Below are 21,082 nucleotides of genomic sequence, written 5' to 3' on the forward strand. Positions count from 1 at the left end.
ATTAGACTTGTATCAATAAGTTATCTAAAAACAGAAACACAATGAAAGCTTTTAAACTTTTGTCGCTGATCGTACTCGGCGGCATGAGCCTGAAAAGTCAGGCACAAACACAAACCAACATATCCTTGCCATTGGGAGGAAATGCCTACAGTTCATTACATCAGGATTCTGAAAGAACACTATCTAACAGAGGAATCGTTAACTGGACAAACCCAAAAGAATATTTTACGGCTTACTTCCGCGTTTCCAAACCTGGAACAGTTGCTGTTTCTATTGATGGAAAACCAATGGTTGAAGGTCAATCTACTTTGGCGTTCAGCATCAACAATCAATCAAAGGAAATCTCTTTTGACGAAAGCAAAACTTTTGATGGAAAAATTGGGGAATGGATCATCAAAGATACCGGCTATGTTGCTTTAACCATTAAAGGCATTAATAAAACAGGAGGTAAGTTTCCATCAATTGCAGGTTTGTTTATAAGTGGCACTGCTCTTGAAGGTAATGTAGCGTATGTAAAAAACAATGAAGGTAACTTTTTTCATTGGGGTAGAAGAGGGCCATCGGTTCATTTGAATTTTCAACAACCTGAAAATGTAAATGCAGAATGGTATTACAATGAGGTAACAGTTCCGAAAGGCGAAGACATTTTAGGCTCTTATTTTATGGCTAACGGTTTTGGCGAAGGTTATTTTGGCATGCAGGTAAATGGTCCGAACGAAAGGCGGATTTTATTTTCTGTTTGGAGTCCTTTTAATACTGATGATCCAAAAAGCATTCCGGAATCGCATCAAATTAAAATGCTCAAAAAAGGGGAAAATGTTCATACAGGTGAATTTGGCAATGAAGGATCTGGAGGGCAAAGTTATCTTAAATACATGTGGAAAGCAGGAAATACATATAAATTTTTGTTGCATGGGGTGCCTGCAAAAGACAGTACTACAAATTATACCGCTTATTTTTTTGCTCCCGAAACTAATCAATGGCAATTAATCGCCAGTTTTAAACGTCCTAAAACACAAACTTATTTAAAGCGGTTCCATTCTTTTTTAGAAAATTTCTCTCCGGTTCAGGGCGATTTATCCAGAAAGGTTTTATTTAACAACCAATGGATATGTGACGATCATGGTAACTGGATAGAATTAAAGGATGCCCGTTTCACAACAGATAATACCGGGGCAAAAGGTTATCGCATGGATTATGCAGGAGGTGTGGATAATGGAGTTTTCTACTTAAAGAATGGAGGTTTTTTTAATCAATACACTACGCCAAGAAAAATCTTTACCAGAACATCTATGGGGAAAAAACCTGAAATTGATTTTAACAAGTTGCCTTAATATTCAAAGGAATTATGGAATTTTGAGGCTTTGATCATCAATAGTATAACAGCACAATGAAAGGGCAAAACAGAAAAGACATTTATCCGGGTTTAGAGGTAGGAATTATTTTAAAGAAAGATCAGCGATCGGGAAACATCACTTATGGTGTGGTTAAAGATTTGCTGACATCTTCTGCGTTTCATTCCCGTGGGATAAAAGTCAGGCTCGAAGATGGTCAGGTTGGCCGCGTAGCTGAAATTATTGATTGATGATAAAACTCAAAATTCTTTTTTTTCTGATGGCCGGGTTTACCATGAGTACCTTTGCTCAGACTTCGGCTGCTGGCCAGGTTTCTGATTCAACATCGAAACCAATCATTCGTATTTGTGGTCCTTCGAGATCATCAATAATATCAAAGCCTCCATTATATGTGATTAATGGAATGAAAACTTTAAACCATCAAAGTTTAGCTACTCTTAATATTAAGGATGTAGAAAAAATAGAAGTTATTAAAGCGGAAAAGGCAATCGCCATCTATGACACAGCTGCTGCAAATGGTGCTATTTTAATTGAGGTAAAAGGAAAATATAAACCGGTTTCACTGGAGAAAATATTACAAAAAAACAAAATAAGTAAGGGGGATTACAATTTGCCAATATTTCTAAATGATGACAGACTGCTTAACCGGGAGAACCTGTTCTTAATAAATGATCGTATTTCTTCGGTAAAACTAATGAATAAAGCCACAGATAAGATTAAGGAGGAAAGGTATATTCTTATCCTGATCAAACCAGAATGACTATCTTTACGTTAGTATTTGTAATCAAATTGCAATTAAAGGCTAAAAAAGTAACAAAATAAATTTTGGGACGTCTATATTTGTAATAACAGTAATTAAAGAATGACATTAATTAAATTCATATTCATAGCAATATTAGTACTTTGGATCATTAGAATGTTGATTCGGTTAATATTGCCTATGCTTTTCAATAATCTGGCCAGCAAAATGCAACAGCAGGCAGGCGGGCAACAACAGCAAAGACGATCAAAGCCTGAAGGTTCTATTTCTATAGATTATATGCCTCCGAAACCTGATCAAAGTAAAACGGATAAACTCGGCGATTTCGTAGATTACGAAGAAGTTAAATAGTTTCAAGCCCTGGCCAAAAGCCAGGGCTCTTTATTTGCTTGCTAACCTGTAAAAAGAAGCTGTCAGATAAATTTTTATGCTGTTCGTTATTAAATGTTAATTCAGGGTAATAACAATTAGATAATAAACTATTCTGCCACTCCTTTAATAATCCTGTTTCTTTCCAGAAGCAGATTTTTCATGTAACTTTTAAGAAATAATCTCTCCACAATTAAACCAGTTAATCCAAACGGTGTTTCGAACTCAAAAACATCGGTCATTTCTGTACTTGTGCCAATAGTTTTGAATATGTGCTGATGATGAAGTTTCTTAAATGGGCCGCTCATCATTTCATCAACAAAGTAATAAGGCTTATCCAGTTTTGTGACTTTACTAGTCATTGTAAAATTGATTCCAAAATGCCTTGCTTTCCAGGTTACTGTTTCGTTGATGTCAATTAAGCCAGATGTTGTTCCAGAGATGGCCTCTTCTTTTGACGACCGCATGGATTGCACATGAAGATCAATACTTCTGGCAAGATCAAAACACCTTTCAATTGGAGCATTGATTAATGTTTTTAAAGTTATAGTTGGCATTGTGATGAATGTGTAAAGTCTAAAATTATATCTTCATTGCGAACTGAAGAAAGGTTTTTGCATTTTCCCCAGACCTCAAATCCACGTCTCTTGCCATTGCTTTTCAAAACTTTAAAAGCTGATGCTTTTCCTTTAAATCCTTAAACTTACAATATCATGAACAGCCTCCTCAATTTTTCCATATTGAAATTGAAATTCATTATTTAATAAAACGGTTGGCTTAACCCATCGGCTCTTTAAAATTAATTCGGTTTCAGTACCAATAATTCTTGCTCCAATAGCTAAAAGCCAGGCTGGAGCAGGTAAGCCAAAAGGTATTCCATAAGCTTTTCTTATGGTTTGCATTAAAATCGTATTCGTAACAGCATTTGGCGAAGTGCAGTTTACCACACCTTCAATAGCAGAATTCTTTAACAACCATGCTATACTGTGAATCGCATCTTGCTCATGCACCCAATTCACATATTGATTGCCATTACCCTGTTTACCTCCCAAACCGAATTTGACTAGATTTAGCAATCTCGGAAAAGCGCCATCAGTTCTTCCTAATACTATTCCCATCCGCAAAGCAATTTTTCTGGTTTTAGGCGTTTCACTTTCAAAAAAACTCTTTTCCCAGGCTTTGCAAACATCAATTGAAAAACCGTAACCAATTTCTCCGGTATATTCATCTTGTGGCCGGTCTTCAGCATGGCGGTAAATGGTGGCTGATGTAATATTAATCCAGAGTTTTGGAGGAGTTTCTATTGCGCTGATTACTTTTCCAAGTAAACGTGTAGGAATTACTCTGGAGTTTATAATTTCTTCCTGATTTTTCCTGGTGTATCTGCAGTTTACGTTTTTACCACAAAGATTAATCAGTAAATCGGTATTTTCAAGTGCTTTAATCCAGGAACCAGCAGTTTTTCCATCCCATAAAATAGTCTTGATATTTCCTTTTTCAGCTTGAGGTTTCCGTGCTAAAATAATCACTTCTTCAGCTAAATCGCTGAAATGTTTGGCCAGTAACCCGCCTAAATATCCATTTCCTCCAGCCAGAACAATTTTTCTGTAACTCATGATTTCTATATTATGAAGATTAATCCCAAAATAATTAAGCGATACAATAGCCAAGTAATGCTCATCGTCCAGCTTAACTTTAAAATTCTGCTCCTGCGAATGTGCTCTAAAAACATTAACCCGGCAACCAGTAAAAAATAGAGGATAAAAAAGATGGAGTTTATTTCAAAATACCCGGAAATTGCCATTACGGGTAACAATAACAGCGCTCCGGCCAAAGAAATGGTCATCATGTTGCCCAGATATTCCCATAACTTTTCCCTTTTGTAAAAGAAAATAATGATTCCCTGGAAAAACATTTGTCCGCCACAAATAAAGTATTCCCGGTACTTCCCTCCAGGTGGAACGAAATCAATTAACAAATGAGCGTAGGTTGTGAGTATATATGCTGTAACTAACCAGCTGAATAATAAATAGGCTATTCGGTATTGGATTTTAAAGTCAGGTTGAAATGTACCAGATTTGGCCGTCGCAGGAATAATCACTTTGCGGTTGTAAGAAATGAAAGCATAAACATGGCCCATTAAATAAACAAGTGGTTTAAATTCAAACAGTGGCTTGAATAAGGGAATCGAATTTCCAATAATTTTAAAAAGACTTTGTATTCCATAAGTTACTTCGCCATTTTCAGTATTGACCAGTGCAATTTCATTAGCGGCTCTTTGGTGATCAACAAGCAGACAAATATTTTGTGGCATATTTTGATAAGATTCTCGTCCGTTTGCAGGCAACATTCCGGTTTTAACAAATGCTTTGGTATAAACATAACACATCGGGCATTCATCGTCGAATAGAATCACATGATTTTTAAGTGTTCTCATCTTATTTTAATTTTAAAACTTTCAGTAAAAAATGAAAGCTATATTTAAAAAATAAAGCCGGTTAAGGCTTTGTTGATTTCTTTTACCTGCTATTTAAATGCCTTTAAAACTGATCCCCAAAACCAGCTTTCCTCTGCTTTAAGCATGGTTTCCAGCGTTTTGTCTACATTACCTGCCAGCTTATTAATATCCTTTACCGATTTTTTGAAAGTTTTAAATGCCGGGTCTTTTTCATCACCACTTACAGCAGAAAGCTCGTTTAGTACTTTCAAAACAGGTTCCAGCTCTCTTTTTTTACGTTCTTTAGCTACCTGACGGGCAATGTTCCAAACATCTTTATCAGCAAAAAAATACTCTTTTCTTTCGCCTGCTTTATGCTGTTTCTCAATTAATCCCCAGCCAATCAAATCCCGAAGTGTCATGTTCGCATTGCCCCTCGAAATACTCAGCTCTTCCATTATTTCTTCAGTCGTTAATGCATCCGGAGAAATTAATAACAAGGCATGAACCTGTGCCATGGTGCGGTTAATGCCCCATTCAGAACCTAATTTGCCCCAGGCTTCAATAAATTTAAGTTTCGCAGCCGCTAATTCCATAAACAAATATAATGATAATATTAAACTTTCAATAATTTTTGAAAGTTTATTTTTTTATATCAAAATCTTATTTATTACTTCTCTGGATATCGTTAATCAACCACTGTATATTCCTGTTTTTCTGATTTAGATTTGATAGCAACTCCTCATGTGTGGAATCAAAATAGACTGATAACCTTAAAACCGGAAGCGCTAACCGAGGTTCGAACATGGTTCCTGGTGCAAACCCGGGTTCATTGTTTTTAGCCCGGTCCCGATCAAACTTGACTGTTGTATTAACATATTCCTCGTGTTGTTTTTCTCCTTTGATATAAGGGATCAGCCATTCTACAGATTTTTTGATTGAAGAACCACTTGCAGAAGCATAAGTGTAAAAATTCTCTCCTTTCGCTCTGTTTATGATGATCGCTAATCTCAACATGGGCTCCAAATCATAGATGTGATAATGCATGGCATCACGTTCCTTAAAATCAAGGCTTGTTCCATCGGCATATAAATTAATGTTAATATGGCTCTTTAGGTTTTCAATGGTCCAGTCGATCAGTTCCTTATGATTTAATACATAACCAATTTCTCCAACAACCTTTAACCGGTGGGCATTCCAGTTATTGATCGCGGTTGCCCTCCCGGCTTTCATTCGCTTACTGTTGATTTCTGCCCAAGCAGTTTCCAGTAACCATTGATCAATTAATTTCTTTGTATCAGCAGGAATATGATTTTTAATCAGATCGTAAGCTTCTACAGCCTTATCAAGGTTGGTATCATCAATAGGATCACCATTAGGATGATTTTTTTCTGCCCAGGCTTTCAAAAATGAAATGCTTTTGTTCAGGTATCTTTTATCTTCTGTTAAGCGATATTGCAAAGCCAGTGAAAACATTTTATTCATATCTGCTAAAGCAAATTGAGTTTTCTCTTTTTTTGGATTTCCTTTTAAAAGCCCTTCTGTACGAATGGTATCAATCGGATTTGGTTCTTCGTCAAGATATTTTAATGTAAATTGATTAAAGTTCGAATACAGTGTTTTTACTTCTTCATCAGTTTTGATCTTGCTTTTTAATTTGTCAATTTCATTTGGATTTAAGCTCACTATTTGAGCAAAAGAAATAAAATATAGCAAGGACACGAATGATGTAATCATAAACTTTCTCATCATAAATAAGTTGAATTTTGGGATTTAGTTAATACAAATCTAATTTTTTATTCTGCTCACATTTAATTTATTCCTTTTTTATACCGCTCAATTTTTTATTTTTGACATTCGTTTAAACTTAAACAAACCTTAATGAATAACTGGTTTAATAAAAATGGCATCCACCTGGCCATTATTGCATTTTTTGTAGTCATCACTTTTGCCTACTTCAGTCCCGTTTTGCAGGGCAAAGCACCACAACAAGGCGACGTTTTGCAGGCAAAAGCCATGCAGAAAGAAATTATGGATGTAAAAGAACAAACTGGAAAAGGGCCACTTTGGACCAACCAGATGTTCGGAGGAATGCCCGCTTATCAAATCTGGGTTCAATATCCTTTAAACATTACCACCTATGGTATTGATGTAATTAAAGGTGTGTTTCCCGATCCTGTTGGAACTGTACTGTTGTATTTATTGGGGGCTTATCTTCTTTTCTGTGTACTCAAAATCAATCCGTGGCTTGCTGCTGCGGGGGCGATAGCTTTTGCCTTTACTTCATATAATTTTATCATTATTGCTGCGGGGCATAGTAACAAGGCTTTGGCCATTGGCTTTTTCGCACCAATTCTGGCCTCAATAATCCTTACCTTAAGAGGAAGGTATTTGGTGGGCGGAAGTTTGCTGGCCTTATTTATGGCTTTGGAAATTCGTTCCAACCATATCCAAATGACCTACTATCTTTTTATAGCGCTATTTATTTTGGCCTGTATAGAGCTATACCACGCATTTAAAACAAAACAATTGGCCACTTTTGGTAAATCAATCGGTTTTATTGTTGCCGGGATAATATTGGGCGTTTTGGTTAACGCGGGTACCTTATGGACTACTTATGAATATGGGAAAGAAACCATTCGTGGTAAATCTAACTTAACTACCGATAAATCAGAACCTGCAAATGGTTTGGATAAGGAATATGCTTATCAATGGAGCCAGGGTGTTGGAGAAAGTTTCTCTTTTCTGATTCCGAATATTTATGGTGGTGCAAGTAGTATTGATGAAATGATCAAACCTGAAAGCAATACCTATAAAGCGGTAGAGAAAAACCTTCAGGGTGTAGATCCACGGCAGGCAATTGGTTATGTTGCTCAAAATTTAGGTACAAACCAATATTGGGGAAATAAACCAGGTACTTCAGGCCCATATTATTTTGGTGCCATTATTTGCTTACTTTTTGTTTTTGGATTATTCATTGTTCAGCACCGATGGAAATGGTGGATTTTAGGAAGCAGTGTTTTGTTATTATTCCTTTCATTCGGACAGAATTTCCCGTTGATTTCTGATCTTTTCTTCGATTACCTGCCCATGTACAACAAGTTCAGGGCGGTTGAATCAATCCTAGCGGTTGTAGGTTTATTAGTGCCGTTATTGGCTATACTAGCTATCAAAGAAGCTCAGGAAGGGAAATACGATCAAAAATATTTGGTTAAAAGATTAACCTGGTCGGCAGCAATTACAGGCGGACTTGCTTTAATCATTGCACTGATACCAACTGCTTTCTTCAGTTTTACCCAAGCGAATCAAGCTCAGGTTTTAGATGCTTTAACACAAACATTGCAAAATAACCGGGGTGCTGCAATGGAAATCATTAACGGTGTTGTTGCCGATCGTGTTGCGCTTGCCCGTGCTGATGCCTTACGTACATTACTGTTTATTATAATCGGATTTGGTATTACCTGGGCTTTCATCACTAAAAAAATGAATATGCAATTTGCTTTTGGCTTGCTGGCATTATTCATTTTAATTGATTTATGGCAAGTTGATCGTCGTTACTTAAATAACCAGAATTTTGTAAGCAAATCTGATCTGGCGAATCATTATCAGGCCAGAGATGTAGATAATTTCATCGCTGCTGATAAAGATCCTAATTTCAGAGTATTTGATTTATCACTTGGAGATCCGTTTAAAAGTGCCGAAACGTCATACTTCCATAAAACGGTTGGTGGTTTTCACTCAGCAAGATTAAAACGTTTTCAGGAGTTGGTTGATCATCAGTTGACAAAAAGCATCAATCAGGATGTTTTGGATATGTTGAACACCAAATATATCATCACACAAGACCCTCAAAATGGTTCATATAAAATGCAGCGTAATGCAACGGCTGCTGGTAATGCATGGTTTGTACAAAGTGTTCAGTTTGCTAAAAATGCCGATGAGGAAATGAAAGCAATCAGCAGTTTTGATGCAAAAAAAGAGGCTATTGTTGATGAACAATATCAATCATTGATTGATACCAAACGTTTAGGTACCGGACAGGAAGGCTTCATTAGGTTAACCACTTATACACCAGACCATTTAACTTATGAGTACTCTTCAGCTAAAGATGTAATTGCTGTTTTCTCGGAGATTTATTACAACAAAGGCTGGAAAATGTATATCGATGGAGTTGAAAAGCCATACTTCAGAGCCGATTATATTTTACGCGCTGCACAGTTAGAAGGAGGCAACCATAAACTTGAATTTATTTTCCACCCAACATCATATTATGCCGGAGAAAAAATTTCATTAGCAGGTTCAATTTTACTTTTAGCTGGTTTAGGTTTTGGCTTTTACTCAGAAAACAGGAAGAAAAAGAAAACCGTTAAAGCTTAATTTTAAAATTTACGATACGTTGTTGTTTCGGCAAAGCGGAAAATTCGAAGTCGAAAAGACGATTTTAAACCCATAAGAACTATAATCTTATGGGTTTTTATTTTGGTCTAAATTCTGACGTAATAGTGTTCAAGCCTGGCTGGTAAAATTTATGTCTGACTTTTGAAATCTCAACCAACTTATCAAATAACCAGTTAACCAACTAACTCTAACCAAGTTTAACATCCTTTATCATTTTGAAGAATAATTTAACAATGCCGTAACATTTGTTTGATAAATAGCATCTTACCTTTGTAAAGTAAAATCAGATGATATGCTAGAGTCATTCTTCGCCCTGTGTTTATTAATTATAGTACTTTATTTCTTTAGTCCCTTTGAGGTTAAACTCGATGAGGAAGAAGAATGGTAAAGTAAACACCATATTTTTTAAACTGCTTTATTCAAGCGGTAACAAATTCTTCTCCCCTAAATTTTCCCGGTTATGGATAAAAGAAATGTTGATGTAGTCGTAATATCCGATGTGCATTTGGGCACTTATGGCTGTCATGCAAAGGAACTGCTCAGATATCTAAAAAGCATAAAGCCCAAAACGCTCATCTTAAACGGCGATATTATTGATATTTGGCAATTCAGTAAAAGTTACTGGCCAGAATCGCACATGAAAATTATTCGTAAACTGATGAAGTTCGTTTCTGAAGGAGTTCAGGTGTACTATCTTACTGGAAATCATGATGAGTTATTGCGAAAGTTCGATGGGATGGAAATGGGAACTTTTCATCTCCAAAACAAATTAATCTTAGAAATGGATGGTAAAAAGGCCTGGTTTTTTCATGGAGATGTTTTCGATGTGACCATGCAACATTCAAAGTGGCTGGCGAAAATGGGTGCCGTTGGTTATGATACCCTGATCCTGATCAACAGTTTTGTAAACTGGGTATTAACGGCCTTTGGACGCGAAAAAATGAGTTTCTCAAAAAAAATAAAGGCTAAATTCAAGGATGCAGTAAAGTTTATTAATAGTTTTGAACAAACCGCAGCAGAACTGGCGATAGAAAAGGGTTATCACTATGTGGTTTGTGGGCATATTCATCAGGCAGAGAAAAGACAGATTTCTACAGATGATGGACAGGTTACCTACTTAAACAGCGGAGATTGGGTAGAAAGTTTAACGGCTTTAGAATATCAAAATCAAAACTGGACTGTTTTTAAATATGAATATCAAAATTTTATCAAGGATGAACTTGAAGAAGGAATTCTCTCAGATGCAGAAGATTTGAAAAGTAAGCTTGATGTAAACATACTTTTACAACACATTAAGTATGAAATTGCTCAATAATTTTTGGATATTCGGCACAAATGAAAATACTTTACGCTATACAGGGAACCGGAAATGGTCACATCAGCAGAGCCCGGGAAATTATTCCTTTACTTCAAAAATATGGAGAACTCGATATTCTGGTCAGTGGAACACAAGCCGATGTTAAGCTTAGCCAACCGGTAAAGTATCAATTGCATGGTTTTAGTTTCGTTTTCGGGAAGAAAGGTGGTGTAGATCACTTTAAAACCTGGTTGAACATGAATCTTTTCCGCTTCAGGAAAGACATGAAGCAATTGCCGCTTAAAGAGTACAACCTGATTGTGAACGATTTTGAACCTGTTAGCGCATGGGCATGTAAACTTCAGGGAATCGAATGTGTTTCATTAAGTCATCAGGCGGCTTTTAAATCGAAGAAAGTTCCCCGTCCAAAAACACTGGATTGGGGTAAAATTATTCTGAGCCGCTATGCCCCAACTAAATATCATATCGGTTTCCATTTCGACCGATACGATAGCTTCATCCATACTCCCGTAATCAGAGCTGAAATCAGAGCGCTGGAAAATAAAAATCTTGGACACTACACGGTTTATTTACCGGCAATTGACGATAAAAGATTGGTTAAATTACTTGCCCAGGTTCCGGAAATTAAATGGGAGGTTTTCTCAAAGCATAATCACTTGGCTTATCATCATGAGAATGTTTCTGTACAACCCGTTAATAATGAACTGTTCAATAAAAGCCTGGCCACATGTGAGGGATTGTTTACCGGTGGGGGGTTTGAAGGCCCGGCAGAAGCACTTTATTTGAAGAAAAAGTTACTGGTTGCCCCCATGCGTTTCCAATTTGAACAACAATGTAATGCTTATGCATTAAAGCAATTCGGATTACCTGTTATTTGGGGGAGTACAAAAAACTGGCTTCCAATCATTAAAGATTGGGTTAGTCATCCTCAAAAACATGAATTTGATTTTCCTGATGAAACCGAGAAAATCATTGATGATATGGTCAGGAAATATGCAAGGACTTAAGCCATACCTTGTTTGGTGGTTCACCAGCCCCTGCAATTTATTTGTTTGTGGGTTTTGTAGTTGGTAGGTGTGCTACCGGCCAAGGAGGTATCTTTCCGCTTTTTACCTACTCTTAAATTATTTTCTTTACTTTGCCTATTCGTTAAAAAGGCATGATTAATCAGTTCCGAAAACTAAATCCAATTAACCTTCTGTTGTTACTGGCTTACACATTTTTTATGCGTATAGCCATTTTTTACGAAACACCAGATCAACTTAATTTCGATTTTCTCGAGCCATTTGCCAGGTTATTGATCAACATTGATTTAGATAATGCTTTTTCATCCCCGGCCAACATTCTGATTGCAACTATTATTGTTTTCATTCAGGCACTAATTTTCAACCGGGTTATCAATAATCATAATTTGTTAGCTAAACCAAGTTTTTTACCTGGTTTAATGTACATTACGGGTACAAGCTTGTTTATGCCCTTTATGATTCTGAGCCCGGCATTAATCAGTAATTTTTTATTAATATGGGTAATAGATAAATTTTTAAAACTGGGAAAAAGTGCAAATTCTATTACAACTGTTTTCGATATAGGAATGATCATCGGTGTAGGTACATTGATTTATTTTCCTTTCATGGCGATGCTTTTAATGATTTTCCTGGCATTGTTGTTATTCCGGTCATTTAATTGGAGAGAGTGGGTTGCAGGATTGGTCGGTTTTTTTACCGTATTTTTCTTTTTGGCCGTATTTTACTATTGGAGAGATAATCTGGCATCTTTTTATCAGATCTGGAAACCATTGGGCAACAGGTTTCCATCTGTTTTCCAGATCAACCTTAATGATTATCTGGTGCTTATTCCCGTTGTTATCATTATCGTATTGGCATCTTTGCAGCTTCGTGAAAACTTCTTTAGAAGTTTTATCAGTACCAGGAAGGGGTTTCAGTTGCTATTCTTTATGTTCATAGTTGCCGGTGCCAGTTTTTATTTAAAGCCAAATTTCAGAACCTGGCATTTTTTGCTTTGTGTACCACCTGGATCGGTATTGTTGGCTTACTACTTTAGCAATGCAAAAAAGCGCTGGTTTTATGAAACACTCTTTGTTTTGTTTATACTATCCATACAATACTTTCTTTTTGTTTAACCTTTTTTAACAAATAACTAGAACAAAACTTAACAAAGATTAATAGCTTTGTAGCATGAAGTTTCTTGTTAAAGCTTGTTTAGGTTTTAATTCATATCAAAAGGTGATTGTTTCGCATCAGAAGAATATTAATGCATAGGTTAAGTATTGATATTGGTAATTCTTCAGCGAAAATAGCTGTTTTTGCTGGCCGGGAAATTATTCATCACCAGCGGTTCCTGAAGTTGGGAATTATTGATCTGGCACAATTGATTGAAAAATTTTCACCTAAAAAATCCATCGTCAGCAGTGTTAATCAGGAAATTGGCCAGCTGGAAGAATTTTTAAAGAAACATACGCAATATACCCGGTTTACGGCGTTATTAACCAACGGCGTTCAAAATAAATATAAAACACCTAATACACTTGGTTTGGATAGGTGGGCAGCAATTTTAGGTGCGAATGGACTATTCGCTGAAAATGCCTGTCTGGTGGTAGATGCCGGAACCTGTATTACCTATGATTTACTAACCGGGAAAAATGAATATTTTGGTGGAAGCATAAGTCCGGGAATTGCAATGCGTTTTAAAGCAGTGCATGAATTTACAGGCAGATTGCCAATGGTGGAGTGGGATGCAAAAGAAGTAATTCCAGAAGGAGTTGATACACAATCAGCAATAAAAAATGGGGTTTTGCAGGGTGTAGTAAACGAAATTGAAGGCTTTATTGCCTTAAATAATATAAAAGAAAGTGCTTTAAAGGTGATTATAACAGGTGGTGACGCTAATTTTTTGTATAAGCAATTACAAAACAGCATCTTTGCCCCTCAAATTATACAAGATCCCTATATCGTATTAAAAGGATTAAATGAAGCTATTGCAGATTAAAATGTACAAAAGAATAAATTATATTGCAGCCATACTCGTTCTAGTTTGTGGTTTAAGTGCGCAGGCACAGGTTACCACTTCATCACCATATTCAAGATATGGAATCGGAAATATCAAAGGTTCATTATTGCCACAATTAAGGGGAATGGGCGGTATCTCGACAGCTGTAAACAAAGTTACCGGATTCAATTATATCAATATGCAAAATCCGGCATCGTACTCTGGTGTCACTTTAACCACAATTGATATTGGCATGAGTGCTGGTTTAACGAATCTTTCAAGAAATAATTTAAGTGAAACCAGTTTCAACTCTACTTTTAGTCACCTGGCTTTTGCGGTACCAGTAAACAGAAGGTCTGCCTTAAGCTTTGGTATTCTTCCATATTCAGATTTAGGATACTCATACAGAAATACCGTTAAAATTGATACCATGACTGTAGATCAGCTTTACGAAGGAGAAGGTGGGCTATCAAAAGCGTACGTGGGTTATGGTTACCGCATTGGCGATCATTTAAGAATTGGTGCAAATGCCGAATATATTTTCGGTAATCTTCAAACCACTAGAGCTACAGAATATACAGAGATAGGTTCGATCAATGCAAAACTTCAAAATAAAAATAGTGTTGGTGGTTTAAACTACTCTTACGGTGTTCAATATGATTTTAACGTTGGGAAAAGAACCATCGTAACTTTGGGTTATTCGGGCAGTAATTCCAGTAAGCTGAATTCAAGTCAAACCTTCTTTGCAACGCAATATACAAGAGATGTAAACGGAAATGAAAGCACTGCATTGGATACTTTAAATTCTGTAGATAGGGGTAAATCAAATTTAACTTTACCATTATCACATAATTTTGGTATTTCCATTCAGCAAAATGACAGGTGGTTGATTGGTGCAGATTTTAGAATGAGCAAATGGTCTGCAACCAGCATCAACAATGTTAATTCAGGTTTGCAAGATAGCTGGGGAGCATCATTAGGTGGGCAATGGACACCAGATTACACTTCTTATAACAGCTACCTGAAACGGGTTGATTATCGTTTAGGAGTCAACTACGATAAAACCTATATCCAGATCAATAATCAGGATATTAAACAAATGGGCGCTTCATTAGGATTTGGATTCCCACTGCCAACAGCCAACGGCGGAACAGCTTTTTATAAAATCAACTTTACTACAGAAGTAGGCCAGAGAGGAACGTTGGATAATAATCTGGTAAAAGAAAAATTCATTAACTTCCATCTGGGTTTTACGCTTAACGATACATGGTTCCGTAAGTATAGAGTAGATTAATGAAATTAAAAGCCTTTTTATATGGTTTGATGCTTGGGTTGCCGTTTTTTTTGGCTTCCTGTGGAGATGACGATCTAAAAAAAGCTAATGCAGTTGCTGTAAATAAAATAACCTTTACCAGGGATAGAACACTTGGCGTAGAAATTATCTACAGTGATTCAGCTCGTGTTAAGGCAAAAGGGAATGCGCCGATTATGGATAAAGTTACGCCTTCAACTGGTGGAACATACCAGGAAATGATTAAAGGGGTGAGCATTGATTTCTTTAGCCCAAGTGGTAAGATTGATGGAAACCTGGTTTGTGATTATGCGATCAGGAAAGATCAGGATAGAAAAACAGAGTTCAGAAAAAATGTTGTTGTTAAAAATAACAAAGGCGATACCTTTTCTTCTCAGGAATTGATCTGGGATGAATTAAAAAAGATTTTCTACTCCACTCAGAGAGTTTATGTGAAAGGGGCTGATGGAAGTGTTGGCGAAGGAATTAACTTTCAGGCACCCGAAGATTTTAGCACTTATACCATGGAAAGCGGTAATGCCGATCTGAACATGAAAGAAGGAATAGCGCCTTAGTTAAGGATAGAATGTTGAATGTTAATTGAGGGGAGTCACTTCAATCATTTCATCATTAAAATCAGCCATTTAATCATCCAATGATCCACTTATTCTATCAATAAAATACAGCTCTATTTGCTTAAAAATTAAACACTTGATAAATAAAATTTTGTGTTTTCTTTTTTAAGGCAAATTTGTATCTTGCGCCCTCTTAAAAAAAACTAAATAAATTTATAAAGTACAATATGGGATTAATGACATTTTTGCGTAACCGTGCTGGCTATATCTTAGTCTTTGCAATTGGTTTTGCAATTGTTGCATTTTTAGTAGGCGATGCAATTAACGTGGGTAAGCCTTTTTGGTCGGCAAACCAAAAGGTAGTAGGTACGGTTGACGGTAATGAAATCAGCATTGATGATTTTCAACCAAAAGTAGATCAGAGTTTAAACCAGTATAAACAACAGTTTGGCGGAAGCTTAAATCCGCAAATGACTGCAATGGCTGTTGATCAGGCCTGGAATGCTGAATTAGCTGGCGTACTATTAAATAAAGAATATGAGCGTTTAGGCTTAACGGTTTCAGAAGATGAATTATTTGATCTGTTACAAGGTCAAAACCCAAGTCCCTTAATTAAACAATACTTTTCAAATCCTCAAACAGGACAGTTGGATCGTGTTACTTTAATGAACTTCCTTAAGTCTAAAGATCCACAGGCTTTGCAACAATCAAATATGTTGCAGCAGGAAATCAAAAACCAATCCTTACAAGCTAAATACTCTAATTTAATCCGCAACTCTGTTTACGTGACTTCATTGGAAGCAACTGATGAGTATGTAAACCGGAATAAACTGGCTAACTTCAAATATGTAAGTTTAGATTACAGTTCAATTCCTGATGCATCAGTTAAATTAACCGATGCAGATTATGCTGCATTTTATGATGAAAATAAAGCACGTTTTAACAATCCGCAGGAAACACGTTCTTTTGACTATGTTTCTTTCAGCATAAGTCCAACAGCAGCAGATTCATTAGCCATTAAAACACAAATTGAAAAAATTGCAGCAGATTTCAGGGTTTCTAAAAATGATTCGCTTTTTGCAGCGATCAATTCTGATGTTAAAGTACCATTCACTTATTTATCAAAAGGTAAATTAGGAGATCAGGCTTTAGATTCAGCATTGTTTTCTTTACCTGCGGGAAGCTTTTACGGCCCTAAATTATCTGGTAATTCTTATAAATTAGTGAAGGTAATCGACACTCGTTTCTCTCCGGATTCAGTTAAAGTTCGTCACATTTTAATTGACCCAACCAAAGCTGGAGAAGAAGACAGAGCGGCTAAATTAGCTGATTCATTAAAAGGATTGATTTCAAAAGGTGGTAATTTTGCTGAACTGGCGAAAAATTATAGTGTAGACGGATCTAAAGATCAAGGTGGAGAGTTACCAGTTTTCTCTCGAGGCCAAATGGTTCCTGAATTTGAAAACGCTGCATTTGATGGTAAAACCGGAGATCTTAAAGTAGTAAAATCTCAGTTTGGTTATCACATTATAAAAATCGAAAAACAAATCGGCTCTTCTAAAGTAGCTAAATTGGCTTATATCGAGAAAACTTTGGGTGCCAGCAGCAAAACACAGGCCGCTGCATATAAAGCGGCGAGCAACTTCTTAAATGAGGTTAAAGGAAAAGACTTCGCTAAATACGCACAGGAAAAAGGCTTAAAACTTGCTGTTGCTGATAAAATTGCGGCAACTCAAGGTTTCGCAGCAGGCTTGGATAATCCCCGTAAATTAATTCAGGATGCTTATGCAGCAGATAAAGGCGATGTTTTACCTGAAATCTACACTATGACCAATGAATACGTGGTTGCCCGTTTAACCGCTGTAAATCCAAAAGGGATTTTACCTTTAGATGCTGTTAAAAAAGAAATTCAGCCATTGGTGCTTAATGAAGTTAAGGCTAAAATGTTAAAAGAAAAATTCATTGGGGCAGGGAAAGCAAGTTTAGATCAAATTGCATCTAAAGTTGGTGGAACAGTTAACCCGGTTCAAAATATTGTTTTTGCAAATCCGGTAATTCCTGGTGTTGCGCAAGAAAATAAATTAGTGGGCAGTGTATTTGGTGCTCAACCAGGTAAAGTATCTGCTCCGGTAGCAGGCGATCGTGGTGTTTATGTTTTCACAGTTGATGGATTTACAAATCCGGCTCCAATTGCGAACATGTTTAAACAAAAAGAAAGCATGCTTTTAAGTTTGGGTCAGCGTTCAGGGCAGGCAGCTTTCCAGGCTTTGATTGATCATGCTACCATAAAAGACAATCGTGTGAAATTCTATTAAATAGAAATTACGTAATTTTGTAACCGTTCTAACTTTAGTTGGAACGGTTTTTTTATTTATAGCCATGGAGATCCAAGAAAATATTATTAATAAAGTAGCCAACAGTGGTTTAATTACTTTAAATCTGGAAGATTTTTATCATAAAGGCGAAAGAGTGCTTTATGATATTAAGGATAATCTTTTTCACGGATTAATGTTGAAAGAAAAAGATTTCAGAACTTTTATTAAGGAACATGACTGGGCGCAATATCAGGATAAAAATGTGGCAATCATTTGCTCTGCTGATGCTATTGTTCCAACCTGGGCTTATATGTTGCTAGCCAATAGGCTACAACCTTATGCCAATGAGGTGGTGTTTGGTGGATTAGAAACTTTAGAGGCGGTGATGTTCGCTAAAGCATTAGGTAAAATCAATCCTCAGGATTATGCCAATGAGCGTGTAGTGGTAAAAGGATGTGGCGATATCGATATTCCGGTATCGGCTTATGTTGAGGTTACTAACCTGCTTACGCCTGTAGTTAAAAGCATCATGTTCGGAGAACCTTGTTCTACAGTTCCTGTGTTTAAAAGAAAAGATTAATTTTTGGTTTGCTTTTTGCATATATCGTAATGATTACAACATTTTAAACGTTTATACATTGTTGCAATCAGCACACACGAAACAACACAAGCAAATGAAAAAATTAATCTTATTACTCATACTGGGCTTTGGAATGTTCCAGCCTCGTGCACAGGAGTTGCCGCTAAAGAAGGAACCTGTTTTTCAGGAAGGCGAAACATTACAATACAGGTTAAGGTATGGTTTTATCACAGCTGCTGAGGCCACGATAAAGGTTACGAATTCTGACTTGAAATTTGATAATAAACCCACTTATAAATTAACTGTTGATGCCCAAACATCTGGCACCTTTGATATCTTCTACAAGATCAGAGATCACTATGATTCTTATATTGATAAAACAGATTTATTGCCTTATTTCTATCAGGAGAACATACGTGAGGCCAGTTATACAAGGCAGGATAAAGCCAGGTTTAATCAGGATGGTAAAAAAATTGTATCTAACAGGGGTAATTTTACCACACCAACAAACCAAACCTTTGACCTGGTTTCTGCCTACTATTTTGCCAGAAGTTTAGATATTTCTAAACTGAAGGTGGGCGATAGTTTTAAACTTAATTATTTCCTCCAGGATGAAGTATCAGCCCTGGAAATTGAATATGTTGGTAAAGAAACCATAAAATCTAAACTGGGTAATATACGGTGCTTAAAATTCAGTCCATCAATTAAGCCAGGACGTATCTTTAAAAAGGACAGCCGCTTATACTTATGGGTAACTGATGATGGGAATCGAGTGCCTGTAAAAGCACAGGTAGAAATATTGGTTGGCGCCGTGACCATGGAATTGAAATCAGCCGCCGGCTTAAAATATGCTTTAGCAAAAGAATAATGATGATAGAAGTTGAACAAGTGCTGGTGCACGAAGATGTTTTAAAGGAAAACTTTGTATGTAACTTAAGTAAATGCAAGGGGATTTGCTGTGTAGAAGGGGATTCTGGTGCACCTTTGGATAATGATGAAAAAGCAATACTGGAAGAAATTTATCCAAAAATAAAACATTTGTTAAATGAAAAGGGAATAAAAGCCATTGAAGAACAAGGTGTTTATGTGATAGATGAAGATGGAGACCTGACCACCCCTTGTGTGGATAGAAATAAGGAATGTGCTTATGTGCTTTTTGAGGGTGGCATTACAAAATGTGCCATTGAAAAAGCTTACGAACAGGGAATAGTAGATTGGCAGAAACCAATTTCTTGTCACTTGTATCCCATTCGCATTACGAAATACCCGGAATTTGATGTATTGAACTACGATAGATGGCATATTTGTCATGATGCCTGTACATTTGGAAGAGAATTAAAAGTTCCGGTTTACAGCTTTTTAAAAGGGCCACTCATCCGTAAATACGGGGAAGAATGGTACAAAGAGTTAGAAAGTTCTGTGGCGGCGATGTAGTAATCATTAACTTTTTAACTGAGAAAGGCACAGCGTACAACAGGTTTATACTGTCTCTCTTCGTGCGCTCTGTGAAAAACTTTGCGGCCTCTGTGGTAAAAAATTGGCTTTGTGTCCTTTGCGAAAAACTTTGTGCCCTTTGCGGTTAATCAATAGTGGAAACATCTTTATGTTTTACCGCAAAGAATTCAAGTGAAACCGCAAAGAACGCCAAGGCAGGTGCGTAATAAATAACCACAGCGTGCACCGGGAAAGGCACAGCGTACAACAGGGTTTATACTGTCTCTCTCCGTGCGCTCTGTGAAAAACTTTGTGTTCTCTGTGGTGAAAAAATGGCTTTGTTCTCCTTGCGAAAACTTTGTGCCCTTTGCGGTTAATCTCTTAAATTTTACCGTGCGTAATAAATAACCACAGCGTGCACCGGGAAAGGCACAGCGTACAACAGGTTTATACTGTCTCTCTTCGTGCGCTCTGTGAAAACCTTTGTGCCCTTTGCGGTTAATCTTTTAAGCTAGTAGTTAACCGGCAACATGCTCATATAATCATTCAGCGGCATGTGTTCGGTTTTTAAGAATGGTTTATCCAGGGTTTTCAGGCAAATAATTCTGGTTAAATTAAAATCACGGTATTGGTTTCTGACATGACACCAGGCTATTAAATGCCAGCTGAAAGCATAGAAGATCAAACCAATCGGCTCTACCTCACGTTTGCTCAATTCATCTTTTGCGTTGGTGTATTCTAAAGCCATCATTTTCTTTTCCGTAATGGCATTTTGAATCAGAGATAGGTATTCATAGTTGAAGCTTAAACGCTCAGGAATCTGCAGTTTGATGTGCTGATTCATGGTTTCCAGTTTCTCTTTTTGATTATTCTTTAAAACCGCCTTTACTTTGGTAAGCGCTGCAGAATAATGGGAGCGAATAGACTTATCGGCAAAACCATTAACCAAACTTTCTACCAAAAGCAATGCGTTTGCTTCATCCATATTAAAGGAAACCGGAGGTAAAAAATAGCCCTGAACTAAAAAATATCCTTTATGCTGCTCAAAACCAACAGGAATTCCTTGTTCTTGCAGCGCCTTAACATCGCGGTATACGGTTCGAACGCTGATGTCAAATCGCTCAGAAATTTTATCTGCAGCGATATATTTTCTTGATTGAAGTAAAGTTAAAATCCCGAAAAGGCGATCGATGCGGTTCATGGTTTTGGCTTGGTTAAAATTAGGGATTTTACCGCAGATAAGA

The 21,082-nt window shown here is 36.8% G+C and carries 21 protein-coding genes; 15 read left to right on the top strand and 6 right to left on the bottom strand.

All coding sequences use genetic code 11. The annotated features are described in order from the left end of the window. Window positions 1-41: 41 nt before the first annotated feature. The 4 genes from DU508_RS07655 to DU508_RS07670 all read left to right on the top strand — a co-directional run bounded on the left by DU508_RS07655 (window position 42) and on the right by DU508_RS07670 (window position 2,466). The gene (locus DU508_RS07655; protein ID WP_115402240.1) at window positions 42-1,334 is read left to right on the top strand and encodes a DUF3472 domain-containing protein; all 1,293 of its coding nucleotides are present in this window, start codon (window positions 42-44) and stop codon (window positions 1,332-1,334) included. Window positions 1,335-1,390: 56 nt separating this feature from the next. Then, on the top strand, window positions 1,391-1,585 hold the full coding sequence (locus DU508_RS07660; RefSeq protein ID WP_115402241.1) for a YwbE family protein: 195 nt from the start codon (window positions 1,391-1,393) through the stop codon (window positions 1,583-1,585). Then, window positions 1,585-2,115, top strand: coding sequence for a TonB-dependent receptor plug domain-containing protein (locus DU508_RS07665; RefSeq protein WP_115402242.1), 531 nt, complete (start codon window positions 1,585-1,587; stop codon window positions 2,113-2,115). Before DU508_RS07660 ends, DU508_RS07665 begins: the two co-directional genes overlap by 1 nt. Window positions 2,116-2,217: 102 nt before the next feature. Then, window positions 2,218-2,466 carry a DUF4834 family protein gene (locus DU508_RS07670; protein WP_115402243.1) on the top strand — a complete coding sequence of 83 codons (249 nt, stop codon included), beginning with the start codon at window positions 2,218-2,220 and terminating at the stop codon, window positions 2,464-2,466. A gap of 128 nt (window positions 2,467-2,594) precedes the next feature. On the opposite strand, the gene DU508_RS07675 is transcribed toward DU508_RS07670, so the two are convergent. The 5 genes from DU508_RS07675 to DU508_RS07695 all read right to left on the bottom strand — a co-directional run bounded on the left by DU508_RS07675 (window position 2,595) and on the right by DU508_RS07695 (window position 6,673). Continuing rightward, window positions 2,595-3,041 carry an SRPBCC family protein gene (locus DU508_RS07675; protein WP_115402244.1) on the bottom strand — a complete coding sequence of 149 codons (447 nt, stop codon included), beginning with the start codon at window positions 3,039-3,041 and terminating at the stop codon, window positions 2,595-2,597. Window positions 3,042-3,173: 132 nt separating this feature from the next. Next, window positions 3,174-4,100 (bottom strand): TIGR01777 family oxidoreductase, encoded by a 927-nt coding sequence (locus tag DU508_RS07680; RefSeq protein ID WP_115402245.1) that lies wholly within the window; start codon window positions 4,098-4,100, stop codon window positions 3,174-3,176. A 5-nt stretch (window positions 4,101-4,105) separates the two neighbouring features. Beyond that, window positions 4,106-4,921 (bottom strand): DUF393 domain-containing protein, encoded by an 816-nt coding sequence (locus DU508_RS07685; RefSeq protein ID WP_115402246.1) that lies wholly within the window; start codon window positions 4,919-4,921, stop codon window positions 4,106-4,108. A gap of 89 nt (window positions 4,922-5,010) precedes the next feature. Then, window positions 5,011-5,517 (bottom strand): GbsR/MarR family transcriptional regulator, encoded by a 507-nt coding sequence (locus tag DU508_RS07690; RefSeq protein WP_115402247.1) that lies wholly within the window; start codon window positions 5,515-5,517, stop codon window positions 5,011-5,013. Between the two features lie 67 nt (window positions 5,518-5,584). Next, window positions 5,585-6,673, bottom strand: coding sequence for an alginate lyase family protein (locus tag DU508_RS07695; RefSeq protein WP_115402248.1), 1,089 nt, complete (start codon window positions 6,671-6,673; stop codon window positions 5,585-5,587). A gap of 129 nt (window positions 6,674-6,802) precedes the next feature. Between DU508_RS07695 and DU508_RS07700 the strand changes: the two genes are divergently transcribed. The 11 genes from DU508_RS07700 (at window position 6,803) to DU508_RS07750 (ending at window position 19,838) form a co-directional block, all read left to right on the top strand. Beyond that, window positions 6,803-9,298, top strand: coding sequence for a YfhO family protein (locus DU508_RS07700; RefSeq protein WP_115402249.1), 2,496 nt, complete (start codon window positions 6,803-6,805; stop codon window positions 9,296-9,298). A gap of 481 nt (window positions 9,299-9,779) precedes the next feature. Then, the gene (locus tag DU508_RS07705; RefSeq protein ID WP_115402250.1) at window positions 9,780-10,634 is read left to right on the top strand and encodes a UDP-2,3-diacylglucosamine diphosphatase; all 855 of its coding nucleotides are present in this window, start codon (window positions 9,780-9,782) and stop codon (window positions 10,632-10,634) included. A 20-nt stretch (window positions 10,635-10,654) separates the two neighbouring features. Then, on the top strand, window positions 10,655-11,644 hold the full coding sequence (locus DU508_RS07710) for a glycosyltransferase family protein (RefSeq protein WP_115402251.1): 990 nt from the start codon (window positions 10,655-10,657) through the stop codon (window positions 11,642-11,644). 152 nt (window positions 11,645-11,796) lie between these two features. Continuing rightward, window positions 11,797-12,777 (top strand): DUF6427 family protein, encoded by a 981-nt coding sequence (locus DU508_RS07715; protein ID WP_115402252.1) that lies wholly within the window; start codon window positions 11,797-11,799, stop codon window positions 12,775-12,777. 131 nt (window positions 12,778-12,908) lie between these two features. Continuing rightward, window positions 12,909-13,643: a type III pantothenate kinase gene (locus DU508_RS07720; protein WP_115402253.1), complete on the top strand. Its 735-nt coding sequence runs from the start codon at window positions 12,909-12,911 to the stop codon at window positions 13,641-13,643. A gap of 1 nt (window position 13,644) precedes the next feature. Next, window positions 13,645-14,937 (top strand): OmpP1/FadL family transporter, encoded by a 1,293-nt coding sequence (locus DU508_RS07725; RefSeq protein ID WP_233509417.1) that lies wholly within the window; start codon window positions 13,645-13,647, stop codon window positions 14,935-14,937. After that, window positions 14,937-15,509: an LptA/OstA family protein gene (locus tag DU508_RS07730; RefSeq protein WP_115402255.1), complete on the top strand. Its 573-nt coding sequence runs from the start codon at window positions 14,937-14,939 to the stop codon at window positions 15,507-15,509. Before DU508_RS07725 ends, DU508_RS07730 begins: the two co-directional genes overlap by 1 nt. Window positions 15,510-15,736: 227 nt before the next feature. Next, a complete protein-coding gene (locus DU508_RS07735) occupies window positions 15,737-17,824 on the top strand; it encodes a peptidylprolyl isomerase (RefSeq protein WP_115402256.1) in 2,088 nt (695 codons plus the stop codon). A 64-nt stretch (window positions 17,825-17,888) separates the two neighbouring features. Next, window positions 17,889-18,404, top strand: a complete 516-nt coding sequence (locus DU508_RS07740; protein WP_115402257.1) for a DUF2480 family protein — start codon at window positions 17,889-17,891, stop codon at window positions 18,402-18,404. A gap of 94 nt (window positions 18,405-18,498) precedes the next feature. Beyond that, window positions 18,499-19,272 carry a DUF3108 domain-containing protein gene (locus DU508_RS07745; protein WP_115402258.1) on the top strand — a complete coding sequence of 258 codons (774 nt, stop codon included), beginning with the start codon at window positions 18,499-18,501 and terminating at the stop codon, window positions 19,270-19,272. Between the two features lie 2 nt (window positions 19,273-19,274). Continuing rightward, window positions 19,275-19,838 (top strand): DUF3109 family protein, encoded by a 564-nt coding sequence (locus tag DU508_RS07750; RefSeq protein ID WP_115402720.1) that lies wholly within the window; start codon window positions 19,275-19,277, stop codon window positions 19,836-19,838. Window positions 19,839-20,349: 511 nt separating this feature from the next. Here the strand turns inward: DU508_RS07750 and DU508_RS07755 are convergent. Further along, window positions 20,350-21,039, bottom strand: coding sequence for a helix-turn-helix transcriptional regulator (locus tag DU508_RS07755; RefSeq protein WP_115402259.1), 690 nt, complete (start codon window positions 21,037-21,039; stop codon window positions 20,350-20,352). Between the last annotated feature and the right edge of the window lie 43 nt (window positions 21,040-21,082).

Origin of the sequence: Pedobacter chinensis (genome assembly GCF_003339865.1) — a bacterium.
GTDB lineage: Bacteria > Bacteroidota > Bacteroidia > Sphingobacteriales > Sphingobacteriaceae > Pedobacter > Pedobacter chinensis.

What these genes read in the sequence shown, in the direction of transcription:
- DU508_RS07740 (WP_115402257.1), top strand. Translation starts at nt 17,889, where the DNA reads ATGGAGATCCAAGAAAATATTATTAATAAAGTAGCCAACAGTGGTTTA.
- DU508_RS07670 (WP_115402243.1), top strand. Translation starts at nt 2,218, where the DNA reads ATGACATTAATTAAATTCATATTCATAGCAATATTAGTACTTTGGATC.
- DU508_RS07705 (WP_115402250.1), top strand. Translation starts at nt 9,780, where the DNA reads ATGGATAAAAGAAATGTTGATGTAGTCGTAATATCCGATGTGCATTTG.
- DU508_RS07725 (WP_233509417.1), top strand. Translation starts at nt 13,645, where the DNA reads ATGTACAAAAGAATAAATTATATTGCAGCCATACTCGTTCTAGTTTGT.
- DU508_RS07665 (WP_115402242.1), top strand. Translation starts at nt 1,585, where the DNA reads ATGATAAAACTCAAAATTCTTTTTTTTCTGATGGCCGGGTTTACCATG.
- DU508_RS07685 (WP_115402246.1), bottom strand. Translation starts at nt 4,921, where the DNA reads ATGAGAACACTTAAAAATCATGTGATTCTATTCGACGATGAATGCCCG.
- DU508_RS07755 (WP_115402259.1), bottom strand. Translation starts at nt 21,039, where the DNA reads ATGAACCGCATCGATCGCCTTTTCGGGATTTTAACTTTACTTCAATCA.
- DU508_RS07750 (WP_115402720.1), top strand. Translation starts at nt 19,275, where the DNA reads ATGATAGAAGTTGAACAAGTGCTGGTGCACGAAGATGTTTTAAAGGAA.
- DU508_RS07655 (WP_115402240.1), top strand. Translation starts at nt 42, where the DNA reads ATGAAAGCTTTTAAACTTTTGTCGCTGATCGTACTCGGCGGCATGAGC.
- DU508_RS07660 (WP_115402241.1), top strand. Translation starts at nt 1,391, where the DNA reads ATGAAAGGGCAAAACAGAAAAGACATTTATCCGGGTTTAGAGGTAGGA.
- DU508_RS07700 (WP_115402249.1), top strand. Translation starts at nt 6,803, where the DNA reads ATGAATAACTGGTTTAATAAAAATGGCATCCACCTGGCCATTATTGCA.
- DU508_RS07735 (WP_115402256.1), top strand. Translation starts at nt 15,737, where the DNA reads ATGGGATTAATGACATTTTTGCGTAACCGTGCTGGCTATATCTTAGTC.
- DU508_RS07710 (WP_115402251.1), top strand. Translation starts at nt 10,655, where the DNA reads ATGAAAATACTTTACGCTATACAGGGAACCGGAAATGGTCACATCAGC.
- DU508_RS07690 (WP_115402247.1), bottom strand. Translation starts at nt 5,517, where the DNA reads ATGGAATTAGCGGCTGCGAAACTTAAATTTATTGAAGCCTGGGGCAAA.
- DU508_RS07675 (WP_115402244.1), bottom strand. Translation starts at nt 3,041, where the DNA reads ATGCCAACTATAACTTTAAAAACATTAATCAATGCTCCAATTGAAAGG.
- DU508_RS07680 (WP_115402245.1), bottom strand. Translation starts at nt 4,100, where the DNA reads ATGAGTTACAGAAAAATTGTTCTGGCTGGAGGAAATGGATATTTAGGC.
- DU508_RS07720 (WP_115402253.1), top strand. Translation starts at nt 12,909, where the DNA reads ATGCATAGGTTAAGTATTGATATTGGTAATTCTTCAGCGAAAATAGCT.
- DU508_RS07730 (WP_115402255.1), top strand. Translation starts at nt 14,937, where the DNA reads ATGAAATTAAAAGCCTTTTTATATGGTTTGATGCTTGGGTTGCCGTTT.
- DU508_RS07715 (WP_115402252.1), top strand. Translation starts at nt 11,797, where the DNA reads ATGATTAATCAGTTCCGAAAACTAAATCCAATTAACCTTCTGTTGTTA.
- DU508_RS07695 (WP_115402248.1), bottom strand. Translation starts at nt 6,673, where the DNA reads ATGATGAGAAAGTTTATGATTACATCATTCGTGTCCTTGCTATATTTT.
- DU508_RS07745 (WP_115402258.1), top strand. Translation starts at nt 18,499, where the DNA reads ATGAAAAAATTAATCTTATTACTCATACTGGGCTTTGGAATGTTCCAG.